Origin of the sequence: Sulfitobacter indolifex, assembly GCF_022788655.1 — a bacterium.
GTDB classification, from domain to species: domain Bacteria; phylum Pseudomonadota; class Alphaproteobacteria; order Rhodobacterales; family Rhodobacteraceae; genus Sulfitobacter; species Sulfitobacter indolifex.
In genome coordinates this window covers 140499-155012 of the sequence record NZ_CP084951.1, presented here as the reverse complement: position 1 = coordinate 155012, position 14514 = coordinate 140499, and the positions used below count along the sequence as shown (strand labels likewise).

The following is a 14514-nucleotide window of genomic DNA, read 5'->3' as shown; positions in this document are numbered from 1 at the left end:
CTTAAGCGTTGAGCGTTTCTGTGGAGGAAAAGAACATCGCCTGTGACACCGCCGATACAACCTGATCCACCGAGTAGGGCTTTGAGATCAAGAAGGCCGGCTCTGGCTTGTCGCCTGTCAGCAAACGCTCGGGGAAGGCGGTGATAAAGATCACGGGGCGCATCCCAAGTTCGTTCAACAGGTCATTCACCGCATCAATGCCGGATGAATTGTCGGCCAGCTGGATGTCCGCAAGAATAAGGTCAGGTACGTCCGCCTTGCCAAGCTTCACAGCCTCATCACGTGTGCGCGCGATGCCGGTGACGCGGTGGCCCATTTCTGCAACGATTGATTCAATATCCATCGCGATGATCGCTTCGTCTTCGATAATCATCACCGAACCCGAGGTGCTGTCGGCCATCTCGCGGTGGGCAATCTGGATCAACTCGTCAGCTTCGTCTTCATCTACACCGATGATTTTCGCGATCTCGCCGTATGAAAACCCCTCGATCGTGTGCAGCAAAAGCGCTTCACGGCTGTTGTTGGTCAGGCTTGAGAGGTGGCGCTGCGCCTTGGCGCGAGGGCCGCTTTCGCCCTCTTCCACGGGTGCGCCTGCGCTGGCCCAAATTCCGTACAAAACTCTGAAAAGACCCGTCTTTGTGTCCACCCCATCGAGCACCGAGCGATCAACCAAGATGGCTTCCAGCGCCGCCGCGGCGAACGTGTCACCACTGGTCTGGCTGCCCGTCATCGCCCGCGCGAACCGGCGAAGGTAGGGGATGTTGGCACCCAGTTCATCGCTGATGCTGGTCTTTTGTGTCGCATCGTTCATCTAGTCGAATCCTTTTTTACTTTTCTTGGAACCAAACACCCTGACATTGTGTTTGGTTCCAGTATGCGTACATAATTATTCAAATGAGACGACGATGCCAGAGGTGATGCTAGTGAATTCAGGAAACAAGGACGAGCGCGAGCGCGTTATCGACGACAACCTCAAGCGTGTCTTCGATGAGACGCTCGACGAAGGCATCCCTGACCGTTTCAAGGATCTGCTGCAAAAGCTAAAGCAACAGGATTCAGAAAAAGGAACGTCATAATGACCCGTCCCGATCCGCGCGACGAGCTGGTAGAGCATCTGCCGGCCATGCGGGCTTTTGCCATCAGCCTCACCCGCAACGGTGCCACGGCAGACGACATGGTTCAGGACACTCTGGTCAAAGCCTGGACGAACATTGAGAAGTTCCAAGTTGGTACGAACATGCGTGCTTGGTTGTTCACGATCCTGCGTAACACCTATTATTCCTCTCGTCGCAAAGCCAAACGCGAAGTATCTGATGTTGATGGCGTGCTAACCGAAGGTTTGGCTGAAAAGCCCGCCCATGATGGCCACATGCAGATGACCGATTTTCGTAAGGCGCTTGCCCTGTTGAAAGATGAACAACGCGAAGCTTTGTTGCTGGTGGGGGCTTCTGGCTTCTCCTACGAGGAAGCGGCGGATATGTGCGGTGTAGCCGTTGGTACCATAAAAAGTCGTACAAACAGGGCCCGCGCGCGCCTTGCAGAACTGCTTGGCCATCATGACAATGAATCTCTTGAGATGACCGACGACGCGACCATGTCCGTTCTATCTTCCTCTAAAGTTTCTTCCTTCTAAATATGACTTCTGGCTTCTTCAGCGGTGATCTGATGCGTGGGCTGACGATCCGTATTCTGCTGTTTCTGTCACTCGCGCTTTTGCCCATTGGGTTAATTGCGGTTGTGCAGACGCGGCAGATTGCGGATCAAAGCCGTCAGAGCGCGGAATTGTCGTTGATCGCCGTGACTGAACAAGCCTCTGCCGCCGAACGTCGGGTGATCCAAGAAGCCTTTGGTGCTGCAGAGGCATTGACCTCTATCGTTCGCCTTCGCCGCGATGATCCCCAAGAGTGCACGGCGTTCCTTAAAGAATACAAACAGGCCTCTGACATCTATTCGCTCGTCGGTTTCATCGGGCTTGATGGGCGTATGACCTGCTCTTCCACAGGGCAGGACCATGATTTTTCCGAAGACAAAAACTTTCAATCGCTGCTAAAGGCGCCAGTCCGTCGCGCCATGCCGGTGCTGCAGGGGTCGGTCAGCAATCAGGTGGTCACGCTCATCAATGCGCCGGTCTATGAAAAACGCGAGTTGATTGGCTTTATGGCGCTGAGCATTCCAGAAGACGCCATTAACGCAATCCGCGAACCCAAAGGCAAACACAGCAGTGTTGCGATGATGACGATCAATAAAATGGGTCACATCCTCACCACGGAAAACGGGCTAGAGGTGGCGAAAAATGAATATCCCAGCGATGTTGCCCTCTCTTTGTTGACCACCAAGGAACCGAATGTCTTCCTGTCGCACAATCTCAATGACGAAGAGCGCGCCTATGCGATTGTTCCGATCGTGCCTGATACGGTCTTCGCGTTAAGCGTTTGGCCTATCGACACACCGTTTCTCGATACCGGAGTTTCAACGCGGCTAAGTGCACTTTTGCCTATCGTCATGTGGCTGGCCAGCCTCATCGTGGCATTCTGGGCGCTGAACCGACTGGCAATTAATCATATTCGCAAACTTGGGCGCCAGATGCGCAGATTTGCGTTGAACCGCACCCTGCCCCGCGGAACGCTTGGTCCTTCGGTGCCTACCGAACTGGTTGAAATGGAGTCAGCCTTTGTCGGTATGGCGGAATCGATTCTGCGGGATGAGGCGACGTTGGAAGACAGCCTTCGGCAGAAGAACATCCTGCTAAAAGAGGTTCATCACCGCGTCAAAAACAACCTGCAGCTTATCTCATCGATCATGAACATGCAGATCCGTCAGGCCAAAAGCGAAGACGCACGGTTTGTCCTGCGCCGCCTGCAAGACCGGATCCTCAGCCTCGCCACTGTCCACAAGAACCTTTATCAAAACGATGATCTGGTGCGGGTTAACGCGAGCGAATTGCTGCGCGAAATCGTGGCGCAATTGCTTTCCGTGGGGCTCGCCTCCGGCTCTGGTGTAAAGGTTGATCAGTCTTTTGAGACCATTGAGATTGACGCCGACGATGCCGCCCCTTTGACGCTTCTGGTTTCCGAAGCACTTACCAATGCGCTTAAATACGTCTCCACAGTTGAACACGGCAAAGGCTTCATTTCGCTTAAACTCATCCATACCGGGCCGGAACAAGCGATGCTTGAGGTGCGCAACACGATCGGCAACCCTGAAGAAGTTAAATCAGGCACGGGGCTGGGATCGCGGCTGATCCTTGCCTTCACCCGGCAACTTAATGGACAGGTTGAAGTTGAAACCACGGACGGTGTTTACCAAATTCGCGTAAATTTCCCGGTCCCGACAGACAGCAAGATGGTCTACGACTACTGATCCCTTGAAGGGCTGTGCGGAATCTTGCCGGAATCGTGGCAAGCAGGCCACAGACTCGTCATGCGCGAAAATTAGTCGGAACCCTTTGCGCTGCGCGCGGTTGAGCAACTGAAACGCAGTGCGAAAAGGGAATACGGAGATGACCACGGAGCTATTTCTCGGCGGTCTGACCATCCTGACCTTAGCCGCGGTCATCATACTTGCCCTTACCACGGGCAGGCGGGAACTTAACTCGGATGATGAGCGCACCCGGCGCGACGACCAAGTACCGGAGGCACAAAGGTCAAACTATCGGTCAGACTATTGAAACTGACACCTATCGACCGCCCTGAGCAGAATGCTCGGGGCGGTCGATCTTTGTAAGGTGGGTTTTTTCAAAAACTCGGCGGGGTGCAGGCGCTAACGATCTCACACAGCTCGTCCCCGACATTACGAAATCTATGCGGCAGGCGACTGTCGAATAAATACCCATCCCCGGTTTGCAGCACACTTATCGCGCCATCAACTGTCACTTCGATACTGCCCCGCACGACCACCCCGGCTTCTTCACCGTCATGATGCAGAAACTCTGGCCCGGTATCCGCGCCGGGCTCATAGGTCTCATGCAGAACCTGAAGCGCGTGCTGCGCCGCATTGCCCAGCTGGCGCAAAGAAACGCCCCCCTGATGGCTGGGCGAAATCTCAGTCAACTCTTGCGCGCGGTAGAACACCTTGGCGCTGTCGTCCTCCTCTAAAATCGAGAAAAACTCTGCCATACTGATGGGAATCGCGTCCAACAGGCTCTTGAGCGACGCGACCGAGGGGCTGGTGCGGTTTTTCTCGATCAGCGATATCGTGCCATTGGTAAGCCCGGCCTTGGCGGCAAGCTCACGCTGGGACAACCCATGCTTTTTCCGGATCGCTCTAAGTTTATCGCCGACGTTCAATGACTTGTCCTTTATGGGCCCCATCGTGCTGTGCATGGCTTTGGCGATGGGTCAACTGATGGTCATGGGAATTATCTGATAGAGGCTGCGATGGCGATTGACAATTATATTAAACAGAATATGGATTTTTTAAACGACCCATCTCAATGCCCTTCTTACTTTCGCAATAAGGTATCTGCCTCATGTCCAGCACCGTCAAAAAATCGTCTCGGAAGTCCGCCAACAAGGCCAAGACAGCACCGCAAATGAAGGTTGTCGAAGCAAACCCAGCCACGCAGTCAAATGGTCAGACCAACGCTGATCTCGTCGCACGCCGCGATGCTGCCGTGCCGCGCGGGGTGGCCTCTGCCGCGCCGATCTATGCGAAATACGCCGAAAATGCCGAACTGTGGGACGTGGAAGGCAACCGCTACATCGACTTCGTCGGCGGCATTGGGGTGTTGAACACCGGGCACCGTCATCCAAAGGTCATCGAAGCCGCCAAGGCTCAAGAAGACAACTACACCCACACCAGCTTTCAGGTTGTGCCCTACGGCCCCTATGTTGAGCTGGCAGAGAAGCTGAACGCACTGGCCCCCGGTGACGCGCCGAAAAAGACGCTGCTTGTCACCACCGGTGCTGAGGCTGTTGAAAATGCCGTGAAAATTGCCCGCGCCGCGACTGGCCGTTCGGGCATCATCGCCTTCACCGGCGGCTACCATGGCCGTACCCTGCTGACGCTGGGCATGACCGGTAAAATCTCCCCCTACAAAAAAGACGTGGGCCCCTTCCCGGCGGATGTCTTCCGCGCGCCGTTCCCTTCGGTTCGTGATGGGATCACCGTGCAGGACGCGCTGACTGGGTTGAAGAACTTGTTCCTTACCGATGCGCAGCCCGAGCGTGTTGCAGCGATCATCATCGAGCCGGTGCTTGGCGAAGGTGGCTACACCCCCGTGCCGTTCGAAATGATGCAAGAACTGCGCGCGATCTGTGACCAGCACGGCATCCTGCTGATCGCTGACGAAGTGCAGGCGGGCTTTGGCCGCACCGGCACGTGGTTCTCTATCGAGCATTCCGGCGTGGTGCCTGACCTGATCACCGTGGCGAAATCCATGGCCGGCGGTTATCCTTTGGCTGGCGTGATTGGCCGCGCCGATCTGATGGATGCGATGATCCCCGGCGGTCTGGGCGGCACTTATGGCGGCAACCCGGTGGCCTGTGCCGCAGCGCTCGCCGCAATCGAGGCGATCGAAGAAGAAGGCCTGCTCGCCCGCTCCACCGCCATGGGCGAAACGCTCAAGACCCGCTTTGCCGAAATCGGCGCACGTGCCGCGCCCTACCGTTTCTGGGACATCCGCGGTCTTGGGGCCATGGTCGCCGTTGAGTTCGTGACCGACTTCGACAGCGCCAAACCAGACGCCGACTTCACCAAGCGTGTCATCGCCCACGCCCTGAAGCGCGGCCTGCTGCTTTTGAGCTGTGGCATGCACGGCAATGCCGTGCGCGTCATGGTGCCGCTGACCGCGTCGGATGCCATTGTGGACGAAGGTCTGACAATCTTTGAAGAAGCAGTCGCCGCCGCTGTGGCCGAAGAGCAAAAGTAAAATCAGCCTGTCTTGGCTGGTCAGATCGGGCGCGCGGGGCAACCTGCGCGCCTTTTTTTTGCGACGCATGCTGCGCCCCCCGCTCTCTGCCACCAGCGGGCCTTGGCATCGACGTGGGAAGCGCGCAAACTCCGCCTGAAACCAAAGCCGGAGTGACGATGCCCCTAACAAGACCTACGCTTATCAGCATCAGCCCACAGTTGTTTCACGTGAATAGTGCGTCACAGCGCCTGCCCCGTAGATGACCGCCCCGATGAAACCCGGCCCCCGCAACCTGATCACCGACGTGACGGGGATCAAGGTCGGCAATGCACAAGACGCGCGGCTGAAATCCGGCAGCACCGTTTTGATTGGCGACGCGCCCTTCACCGCATCCGTTCACGTCATGGGCGGCGCCCCCGGCACGCGCGAGACTGATCTGCTGGCCCCGGACAAGACCGTCGCGGCGGTGGACGCGCTGGTGCTCTCTGGCGGCTCTGCCTATGGCCTAGATGCTTGCTCGGGCGTGGTGGACGCGCTGCGCGCGCGGGGTCGTGGTTTCCGCGTGGGCGATGCGCTGATCCCGCTGGTGCCCGGCGCGATCTTGTTTGATCTGCTCAACGGCGGCGACAAGGATTGGGATCGGAACCCCTACGCCGATCTGGGCCGCAAGGCGCTAGACGCGGCGGCAGAGGATTTCGCCCTTGGCTCGGTCGGCGCAGGCACGGGCGCGCTTAGCGCGATGGTCAAAGGTGGCCTAGGCTCCGCCAGCTTGCAACTGCCTGATGGCAGCATGGTCGGCGCTTTGGTCGGGGCCAACCCGGTCGGCGCGGTCACCACCCCCGGAGACCGCCATTTCCACGCCGCCCCCTTTGAGATCGACGGAGAGTTTGGCGGGCTGGGACCAGATCCAGCAGCCGGTCTGGGCCTCACATTCGAAAGCCGCAAAATGGCCGCCATGTCGGCCCGTGCCAATACCACCATCGCCATCGTCGCCACCGATGCCACGCTGACCAAGGCCGAATGCCAGCGCGTGGCCGTGGCCGCGCATGACGGCATCGCCCGCGCCGTTGTGCCTGCGCATATGCCCAATGATGGCGATCTGGTCTTTTCGCTCTCGACCGCCGCGCGCCCTGCGGGCGATGTGGCGGTGATCGGCCATGCCGCCGCCCTATGCCTGTCGCGCGCCATTGCCCGCGCAATCTACACCGCCACCCCCGCCGAGGGTGACCTCTTGCCCTGCTGGAGCACCTTGAATGCCTGAACTCGCCCTGCCCGACATCACCCTGCATTATGAGATCGACGGGAGCGGCCCGCCGCTTTTGATGTTGGCTGGAATGCTGAGCGACAGCGCAAGCTGGGGCGCTTTGGCCCCGCTACTGACCGCAAATTTCACCCTCATCCGCCCCGACAACCGCAGCACCGGGCGGACGACGCCTTGGCATGCTGAGACTTCGGTCGGGCAGATGGCCCGCGATGCGTTGGCACTGATGGATCATCTAGGTCACGCGCAGTTTCACGTTGTGGGGCATTCGATGGGTGGACTTATGGCAATGGAACTTTTCGGTTTGGCACCCGACCGCATCCTAGCGCTCAGCATCCTCGCCTCGGCCCCGGTTCGCGCGCCGCGCACGATGGCGGTGTTCGACGCGCTGCTCGCCGTCCGCCGCGCGCCAGAGGGGGAGCAGCTTTGGCTGCGCGCGCTTTACCCTTGGATCTTCGCCCCCGGCTTCTTCACTGATCCCGATAATATTGAGGTCGCGCTCTCTGCCGCGTTGGCCTATCCCCATACGCAAAGCGCCGATGCTATGGCCCATCAAATGGAAGCGCTGCGCGGGTTTCGCCCCACGGTGCGCCCCGCTGATCTGAGTTGCCCTACCCAAGTACTCCACGGTGCCGAAGACCTGCTAATCCCCCGCGCCGCCGCCGAGGACGCCTTTGCGCAGGTTCCCAACGTGGTGCAGACCACCCTGCCCGACGCGGGCCATTCGATCCATTGGGACGCCGCCCCCGCCGTCGCCCAACATCTGCGCCAATTCCACGACACTGCCGGAGACCCGAGATGACACAAGACCTATACGGATTGGAAACAACCGCCAGCCGCCCGGAAACCCAGCAGGCGATCGACGATTTCATCCACGGCTTTCTGTCCTACCAACCCAAAGCCGCAGGCATCATCGCCGCTGCCGATGCCGACCCAGAAGGCCCACTGGTCAACGCCTATGCCGCGCTGTTGTGGATGTTTCTTGAACACCCCGTCGCCCCGGAAAAAGCGCGCCCCTATTTGGCGCGCGCCAAGGCCGCGCCCGATGCAACCCCCCGCGAACAGCAGGTCATCCGCGCCGTGGGCCATTGGATCGACGGAGATGTGCCCGCCCTCGTCGCCGCATGCGACGCCATCACCGACCAATGGCCGCGCGATCTGGCGATGCTGAAACTGGCGCAATACCACCTGTTCAACGCAGGCGATGCCGCCGGAATGCTGCGCATGGCGCTGAAATCCCTGCCCGAAGCCGAAGACATCGCCTATACCCACGGCATGATCGCCTTTGGCTATGAGCAGTGCCACCTGCTGGACCGGGCCGAGGCCGCCGCCCGCCGTGCGATGGAATTACGCCACGATGAACCTTGGGCCCATCACGCGCTGGCCCATGTGATGCTAACGCAAGGCCGCGTCGCCGAAGGGGCGCGCTTCATGGAAAGCGTGGCCGAGACGTGGACCGATCTGAACTCGTTCATGCGCAGCCACAACTGGTGGCATCTGGCGCTGTTCTACCTGTCTCAAGGCCGCCACGATGATGTCCGCGCCGCCTATGACCAGCATATCTGGGGGTTGGAAAAGGATTACTCCCAAGATCAGGTCGGCGCGGTGTCTCTACTCGCCCGAATGGAGTTCGCAGGTGTCGACGTAGGCGACCGCTGGGGTGATGTGGCCAACCATGTCGCCGCGCGAGGGCAGGATACGGTCAGCCCCTTCCTGACGCTGCAATACCTCTATGCGCTTTGCCGTACCGACCGGGCCGAGGCGGCTGAGATGCTCACGGCAATCGACACCCGCGCCGCTGATACATCGGTCTATGACCACGCCGCATGGGCCGAGGTGGCCCTGCCCGCCGCGCGCGGCATCGCCGCCCATGCCAAGGGGGATTGGGCCACAGCGATCCGTGAACTGGGCATGGCCCTACCCCGTATGGCAGAATGCGGCGGCAGCCACGCGCAGCGCGATCTGTTCGAGCAAATCCACCTCGACGCTTTGGTGCGCGATGGCCGTGCCTCTGCCGCGCAGCAGGTGTTGGAGATGCGCCGGACCTATGACCCCGATGGGGTGCCGCTGAACCTGATGCTGAGCGAGGTCTATGAGCAGACCGGCCTGCCCGACCTTGCGGCCCAAGCGCGTGCCCGGGCCGAGCGGACGCTGGCCAGCACCTGAGCGCTAGAACGCATCGGGCTGATTGACAGGCGCGGCGCGCTCTAATGCCGGTATGTCCATGCAATTAGCATATATGCGCTGAATGATCGGGTAAGGGGTCATATCGACCCCAAAACGGGCATTGTTTAGCACCTGCGCATAGAGGCAGAGATCAGCCAGACCGACGCAATCGCCGTGGCAAAAGTCGCCCGTCTCAGGTTCCTGCGCCAACCGCGTCTCAAGCGCCGCCATGCCCGCGCTGGCCCAATGGGCAAACCACGCAGCCTTGCCGAAGACATCAGCGCCAAACTCGGCCTCTAGGTGCTGCAACACCCGCAGATTGTTCACTGGGTGCACGTCCTGCGCCCCGATATAGGCCAGCGAGCGCACTCGCGCCCGGCCCCACGCGTCGGCAGGCAATAGTGGCGGTTCGGGGTGTTCCTCATCAAGCCATTCAAGGATCGCCAAAGATTGCGACAGCGGCCCCTGCCCCGTCACCAATGTCGGCACCGCCCCCGAAGGGTTCAGCGCCAGATGTTCGGCCTGATGCTGTTCCCCGGCCAGCAGGGAAATCCCCACATAATCATAGCGCAACCCCTTAAGGTTCAGCGCCGCCCGCACCCGGACCGAGGTCGAGGAGCGGAAGTAATTATGCAGGGCCAGATCGCTCAAGCGCGCGGGCCGACGGTGACCTCAAACTCAGCAATGCCATCAACACCGCCGGTAAGCACATCACCCGGCACCACGGCGCCAACCCCGGCTGGCGTGCCAGTCATGATGATATCGCCCGGTGCCAATGTGACTGCCCGTGACAGGGTCGCGGTATGCTCGCGTACCGACCAGATCATCTGCGCCAGATCAGCCTCTTGTTTCAACTCACCGTTCACGGCGAGCCAAATGCGCCCTGTCTCAACCGACGCCACATCGGCGATGGGCAAAAGCGGCGCGATGGGGGCGGAATTGTCAAACGCCTTGGCCCAATCCCACGGGCGGCCCATTTTCTTGGCTTGGGCCTGAAGATCACGGCGTGTGAAATCGATCCCTGCCGACGCCCCCCAGATGTGATCCATCACATCCGCTTCTTCGATGTTTGCGCCGCCTTTGCCAATTGCGATGACAAGCTCGATTTCAAAGTGGAAATCCTCTGTCAGCGGCGGATAGGGTACGGTGCAGGGCGTATCGAGCGTGGCATCAGCAGGTTTGGTGAAAAAGAACGGCGGGTCGCGCATGTCGTTGCCCATCTCAAGCACATGTGCCTCGTAGTTACGGCCCACGCAGAAAACACGGCGCACCGGAAAACGGTCTTCGCTACCCTGCACGGCAAGGCTGCTCTGCTTGGGGGGGTCAATCACATACATCACTGGTTTCCTCTTGGCATGTTGCCGCCAAGGAACACCCACGCTTTGTAACAGTCAATGACCCCTGCGCGGTTATAACGCCTTGGGGCGCAAGTCTTTCACACATCGCCCCCGGTGCGGATCACCTCTTGGATCTCTTTGATGTCTTCGGCGCTCAGCCCATAGTCTGCGGCGGCGACCTCGGCAGAGATATAGCCGCGCAGCAGGTCGCGTTTGACCAATTCTTTGGGCCGCTCAGACGCATCGCCGTAGCCCGCACCACCGGGGAAGGCCATCATCACCTTGCGGCCATGCGGCACGAACTGTTTGCCCTTGCCACGCATCGCGGTGCCGTCATCTTGGGCAATGGTTGTAGGCGCGCCGGGCTTGCCCCCTTGCCGTCCGCGCGCCGGGTGATCGACGCGGTCAAACATCGCCTGCATGTCAAACTCATGCCCCTCGCGCGCGCTGACCTCCATATATTGCCCCAGCCCGCCACGCTGGCGCCCTGCGCCACCACTGTCGGGGCGCAATTCCTTGCGCCAGATCACCACCGGGCCGGCATGTTCCGTCGCTTCAACCGGCATGGTCATCACACCCGAAGGGAAGGCCGTGGCATTCAACCCATCGTGCTGAGGCCGCGCGCCAGAACCGCCGGAGTTGAATGTCAGCACCTCTGCTCGGCGTGCGCCTGCTGGCGCTTCGGCATCAGTGCGAGGGCGCAGGCTGACTTGGAAGTTGCACAGGCAGCCCGCGCCTTCGGCGGGCACCATGTTGGGTAGGATTTGATCCAGCGCCGCATAGACCGTATCTGGCACGAAATGTCCGACAATATGGCGCAGCGCGACTGGCGCGGGGTGCAGCGCATGTACAATGCTGTTTTCAGGCGCGGTGATCTGGAAGGGTGCGAGCGAGGCTGCGTTGTTGGGTATCTCCGGCGCGATGGCACATTTCAACGCGTAGCAGGCGTAAGCTTTGGTATAGACCAGCGGGCAGTTAATACCCTTCTTATCAAGACCCGACGTGCCGGCAAAATCCGATAAGATACGATCCTCTTCAATGCTGACGGTGACCTTAAGCGTGATCGGCGTGTCGAACCCGTCAATCGTCATCTCGCCACTGGCCTGCTGACGCGGCAGCGCGTTGATCCGCTCCAAGGTGGCACGGCGAGAGTTGTCGAGGATGAAGCTGGCGATCCCCGTGAGATCATCGAGCGTGAATTCCTCCATCATATCGACCAGTCGGCGATGCCCAATCTCGTTACACGTCGTCAGGGCATAGATGTCGCCAATCAATTGATCCGGTTCGCGCACGTTGCCGCGGATGATGCGCACGAGGGTTTCATCAACCGTTCCCGCGTCTGCAAACTTCATGATCGGCAGGTACAGCCCTTCTTCGTAAACACTCGCCGCATCCGCGCCAAAACCGCGCCCGCCGATGTCGACGATATGCGCAGTGCAGGCAAAGAAGCCGACCAGTTTGCCACGGTGGAACGACGGCGTGACCATGGTGATGTCATGCAGGTGACCGGTGCCCTCCCACGGGTCATTGGTGATATAAACATCGCCCTCAAGTATGTTCTGCCGCCCGATACGGCGGATGAAATGCGCCACGGCATCGGCCATGGCGTTGACATGACCCGGCGTACCGGTAACGGCCTGCGCCAACATCCGACCTTCGGTGTCATAAACCCCAGCGGACAGGTCACCGGCCTCGCGCACCGAGGTCGAAAACGCCGTGCGCACCAGTGCCTGCGCCTGTTCCTCAACGACCGAGATCAGCCGGTTCCACATGACTTGATAGGCGACGTTTGAATGTGTCTGTGCCATGGGGTTACCCTTTCACGGTGATGTCGATGCAGCCGTCCGGCTGACAAATGGCTTGGCGCGAGGCGGGGATGATGATGGTGGTCTCATCCTCGGTGATTGCAGCTGGGCCTTGGGTGGTCTGGCCGGGGGCCATCTGCCCGCGCAGCACAACGGCGGCGTCGCAGTATTCGGCGAGCGCCGGGTCAAACATCCGCCGTGTTAGAGCCACATCCGCCGCATCGCCGGGCGACTGTTGCGGGGTCCGGGCAACCGTTTCGGGTGGGGTAGTGGCATTGACGGCCCAAACCGTGATCTCAATGTCCAACCCCTCTACTGTACGGCCAAAGAGCTTGCCGTAATCCGCTTCAAACAATGCCTCGAACCGGGCGGCATCGGGGCTCATCGCGTCCTCTTCGCTTAGGATGATTGGGATCTCCCAGCCCTGTCCACTGTAGCGCATGTAAACTTTGAACTCCGACAGGATCTCGGCCTTGGCATCGCAGTTGCGGACAAAGCTGGTCGCCTCTTCCTGCAACTCCGACAGAAGCGTCTTGATGCGCGGCGCGTCGAAATCCGACAGTTTCATGTAGACCGAACGGTTGGCCTCGAAGCTAAAGGGCGCACGCAAGAAGCCGATAGCAGAGCCGACCCCAGCCCCCGGCGGCACCAGCAGGCGCTCCACCCCGAGCTTCTCACACAGCCGCCCGGCGTGCAGCGGGGCCGCACCGCCAAAGGCGATCATCGTGTATTCGCTTAAGTCTTCGCCGTTCTCCACCGCGTGAACCCGCGCGGCGTTGGCCATGTTTTCGTCCACCACCTCGGCCAAACCAAAGGCAGCAGTGGTCGCGTCCATGTCCAACTCCTTGCCGATGACATTTTGCAGCGCTGCTTCGGAGCCTGCCGTGTCGAGCCTGATCGACCCGCCCGCGAAATTGTCAGGGTCGAGCTTGCCCAGCACCAGATCAGCGTCGGTCACGGCAGGCTTCTCACCGCCCCGCCCGTAGCAGGCTGGGCCGGGTTCAGACCCCGCACTTTCCGGGCCAACACGGATTTGCCGCATGGCGTCTACATGCGCCAAAGACCCACCGCCTGCGCCAATCTCTACCATGTCGATCACGGGGATCGAAATCGGCATGCCGGAGCCTTTCTTGAACCGATAGGTCCGCGCGACCTCGAACACCCGGCTGGTCTTGGGCATCTGGTTTTTGATCAAGCAAATCTTGGCCGTCGTGCCGCCCATGTCAAAGCTGAGCACCTTATCCAGCCCGTAACGCGCGGCGATGTTCGCGGCGAAAACCGCGCCGCCTGCGGGGCCGGATTCCACCAGCCGTACAGGGAATTCCGCCGCACTCTCAATCGAAATGATCCCGCCACCGGAGTGCATCAGGAAGATGTTGCAGCCCACGCCTTCGTCCTGCAGCCGCCCTTCGAGCCGCCCGAGGTAGGACTTCATCAGCGGCTTGATATAGGCGTTCGCGACAACGGTATTGAACCGCTCATACTCGCGCATTTGCGGTGAAACTTCGGCGGATATCGAGACCATGACCTCGGGCAGCCGTTCGGCCAGTACGTGGCGGATCATCCGCTCATGCGCATCGTTGAGATAGGAATGGATCAGCCCAACGGCGACGCTGGTATAACCGCCCTCGGCGATGCGGTCCGCCAGCGCTTCGACCTCGGCACGGTCCAGCGGGATCAGCACCGCACCGGTGGCATCGACACGCTCGTTCACCGTATAGCGCATCTGGCGCGGCAACAGCGGCTCGGGAAGAGTGAGGTTTAGGTCATATTGCTCAAACCGGCTCTCGGTTCGCATCTCGATCACGTCGCGGAAACCTTTGGTCGTGATCAGCGCTGTCTTGGCCCCGCGCCGTTCGATCAGCGCATTGGTGGCCAGCGTGGTGCCGTGGATGATCTGGGTCAGATCGGCAGGGGTCACGCCCGCCTTGCCGCAGACCTGATGCATCCCGTCGATGATCGCATTCTCAGGTGCGGCATAGGTGGTGAGTACCTTGGTCGAGAAACTCTCGCCGCCCTTTTCTAACACCACGTCGGTAAAGGTGCCGCCGATGTCTACGCCGAGTCGGATGGTCGATGCTGCCATGTCTCTCT

14 protein-coding genes are annotated in these 14514 nt (G+C 60.1%); 8 read left to right on the top strand and 6 right to left on the bottom strand.

The annotated features are described in order from the left end of the window. Position 1: 1 nt before the first annotated feature. Positions 2 to 811, bottom strand: a complete 810-nt coding sequence (locus tag DSM14862_RS00725) for a response regulator (RefSeq protein WP_007118480.1) — start codon at positions 809 to 811, stop codon at positions 2 to 4. Between the two features lie 94 nt (positions 812 to 905). On the opposite strand from DSM14862_RS00725, the gene DSM14862_RS00720 reads away from it, so the two are divergent. From DSM14862_RS00720 to DSM14862_RS00705, 4 genes are all read left to right on the top strand, one after another. Then, positions 906 to 1076, top strand: coding sequence for a NepR family anti-sigma factor (locus tag DSM14862_RS00720; protein ID WP_007118479.1), 171 nt, complete (start codon positions 906 to 908; stop codon positions 1074 to 1076). Continuing rightward, positions 1076 to 1633: an RNA polymerase sigma factor gene (locus tag DSM14862_RS00715; RefSeq protein WP_007118478.1), complete on the top strand. Its 558-nt coding sequence runs from the start codon at positions 1076 to 1078 to the stop codon at positions 1631 to 1633. The genes DSM14862_RS00720 and DSM14862_RS00715 overlap by 1 nt, the downstream gene beginning before the upstream one ends. Positions 1634 to 1665: 32 nt before the next feature. Further along, positions 1666 to 3360 carry a sensor histidine kinase gene (locus tag DSM14862_RS00710; protein WP_243254294.1) on the top strand — a complete coding sequence of 565 codons (1695 nt, stop codon included), beginning with the start codon at positions 1666 to 1668 and terminating at the stop codon, positions 3358 to 3360. Positions 3361 to 3499: 139 nt separating this feature from the next. Beyond that, positions 3500 to 3667: a hypothetical protein gene (locus DSM14862_RS00705; protein ID WP_007118476.1), complete on the top strand. Its 168-nt coding sequence runs from the start codon at positions 3500 to 3502 to the stop codon at positions 3665 to 3667. Between the two features lie 67 nt (positions 3668 to 3734). Here the strand turns inward: DSM14862_RS00705 and DSM14862_RS00700 are convergent, their stop codons facing one another. Then, on the bottom strand, positions 3735 to 4286 hold the full coding sequence (locus DSM14862_RS00700; RefSeq protein WP_007118475.1) for a cupin domain-containing protein: 552 nt from the start codon (positions 4284 to 4286) through the stop codon (positions 3735 to 3737). Between the two features lie 182 nt (positions 4287 to 4468). Between DSM14862_RS00700 and gabT the strand changes: the two genes are divergently transcribed. The 4 genes from gabT (at position 4469) to DSM14862_RS00680 (ending at position 9278) form a co-directional block, all read left to right on the top strand. Next, entirely contained in the window at positions 4469 to 5869 is a 1401-nt protein-coding gene (gene gabT / locus DSM14862_RS00695) for a 4-aminobutyrate--2-oxoglutarate transaminase (protein ID WP_007118473.1), read from the top strand. Positions 5870 to 6122: 253 nt separating this feature from the next. Beyond that, positions 6123 to 7112, top strand: coding sequence for a P1 family peptidase (locus tag DSM14862_RS00690; protein WP_007118472.1), 990 nt, complete (start codon positions 6123 to 6125; stop codon positions 7110 to 7112). After that, complete coding sequence (locus DSM14862_RS00685; protein WP_007118471.1) at positions 7105 to 7914, top strand: alpha/beta fold hydrolase; 810 nt, start codon at positions 7105 to 7107, stop codon at positions 7912 to 7914. Before DSM14862_RS00690 ends, DSM14862_RS00685 begins: the two co-directional genes overlap by 8 nt. Continuing rightward, positions 7911 to 9278: a tetratricopeptide repeat protein gene (locus DSM14862_RS00680; RefSeq protein WP_040700401.1), complete on the top strand. Its 1368-nt coding sequence runs from the start codon at positions 7911 to 7913 to the stop codon at positions 9276 to 9278. Before DSM14862_RS00685 ends, DSM14862_RS00680 begins: the two co-directional genes overlap by 4 nt. Before the next feature lie 3 nt (positions 9279 to 9281). On the opposite strand, the gene maiA is transcribed toward DSM14862_RS00680, so the two are convergent. The 4 genes from maiA to DSM14862_RS00660 form a co-directional block, all read right to left on the bottom strand. Continuing rightward, positions 9282 to 9929 (bottom strand): maleylacetoacetate isomerase, encoded by a 648-nt coding sequence (gene maiA / locus DSM14862_RS00675; RefSeq protein ID WP_007118469.1) that lies wholly within the window; start codon positions 9927 to 9929, stop codon positions 9282 to 9284. Beyond that, positions 9926 to 10615 carry a fumarylacetoacetate hydrolase family protein gene (locus DSM14862_RS00670; RefSeq protein WP_007118468.1) on the bottom strand — a complete coding sequence of 230 codons (690 nt, stop codon included), beginning with the start codon at positions 10613 to 10615 and terminating at the stop codon, positions 9926 to 9928. The genes maiA and DSM14862_RS00670 overlap by 4 nt, the downstream gene beginning before the upstream one ends. A 98-nt stretch (positions 10616 to 10713) precedes the next feature. After that, complete coding sequence (locus tag DSM14862_RS00665) at positions 10714 to 12423, bottom strand: hydantoinase B/oxoprolinase family protein (protein ID WP_007118467.1); 1710 nt, start codon at positions 12421 to 12423, stop codon at positions 10714 to 10716. Positions 12424 to 12427: 4 nt separating this feature from the next. Beyond that, positions 12428 to 14506 (bottom strand): hydantoinase/oxoprolinase family protein, encoded by a 2079-nt coding sequence (locus tag DSM14862_RS00660; protein ID WP_007118466.1) that lies wholly within the window; start codon positions 14504 to 14506, stop codon positions 12428 to 12430. Between the last annotated feature and the right edge of the window lie 8 nt (positions 14507 to 14514).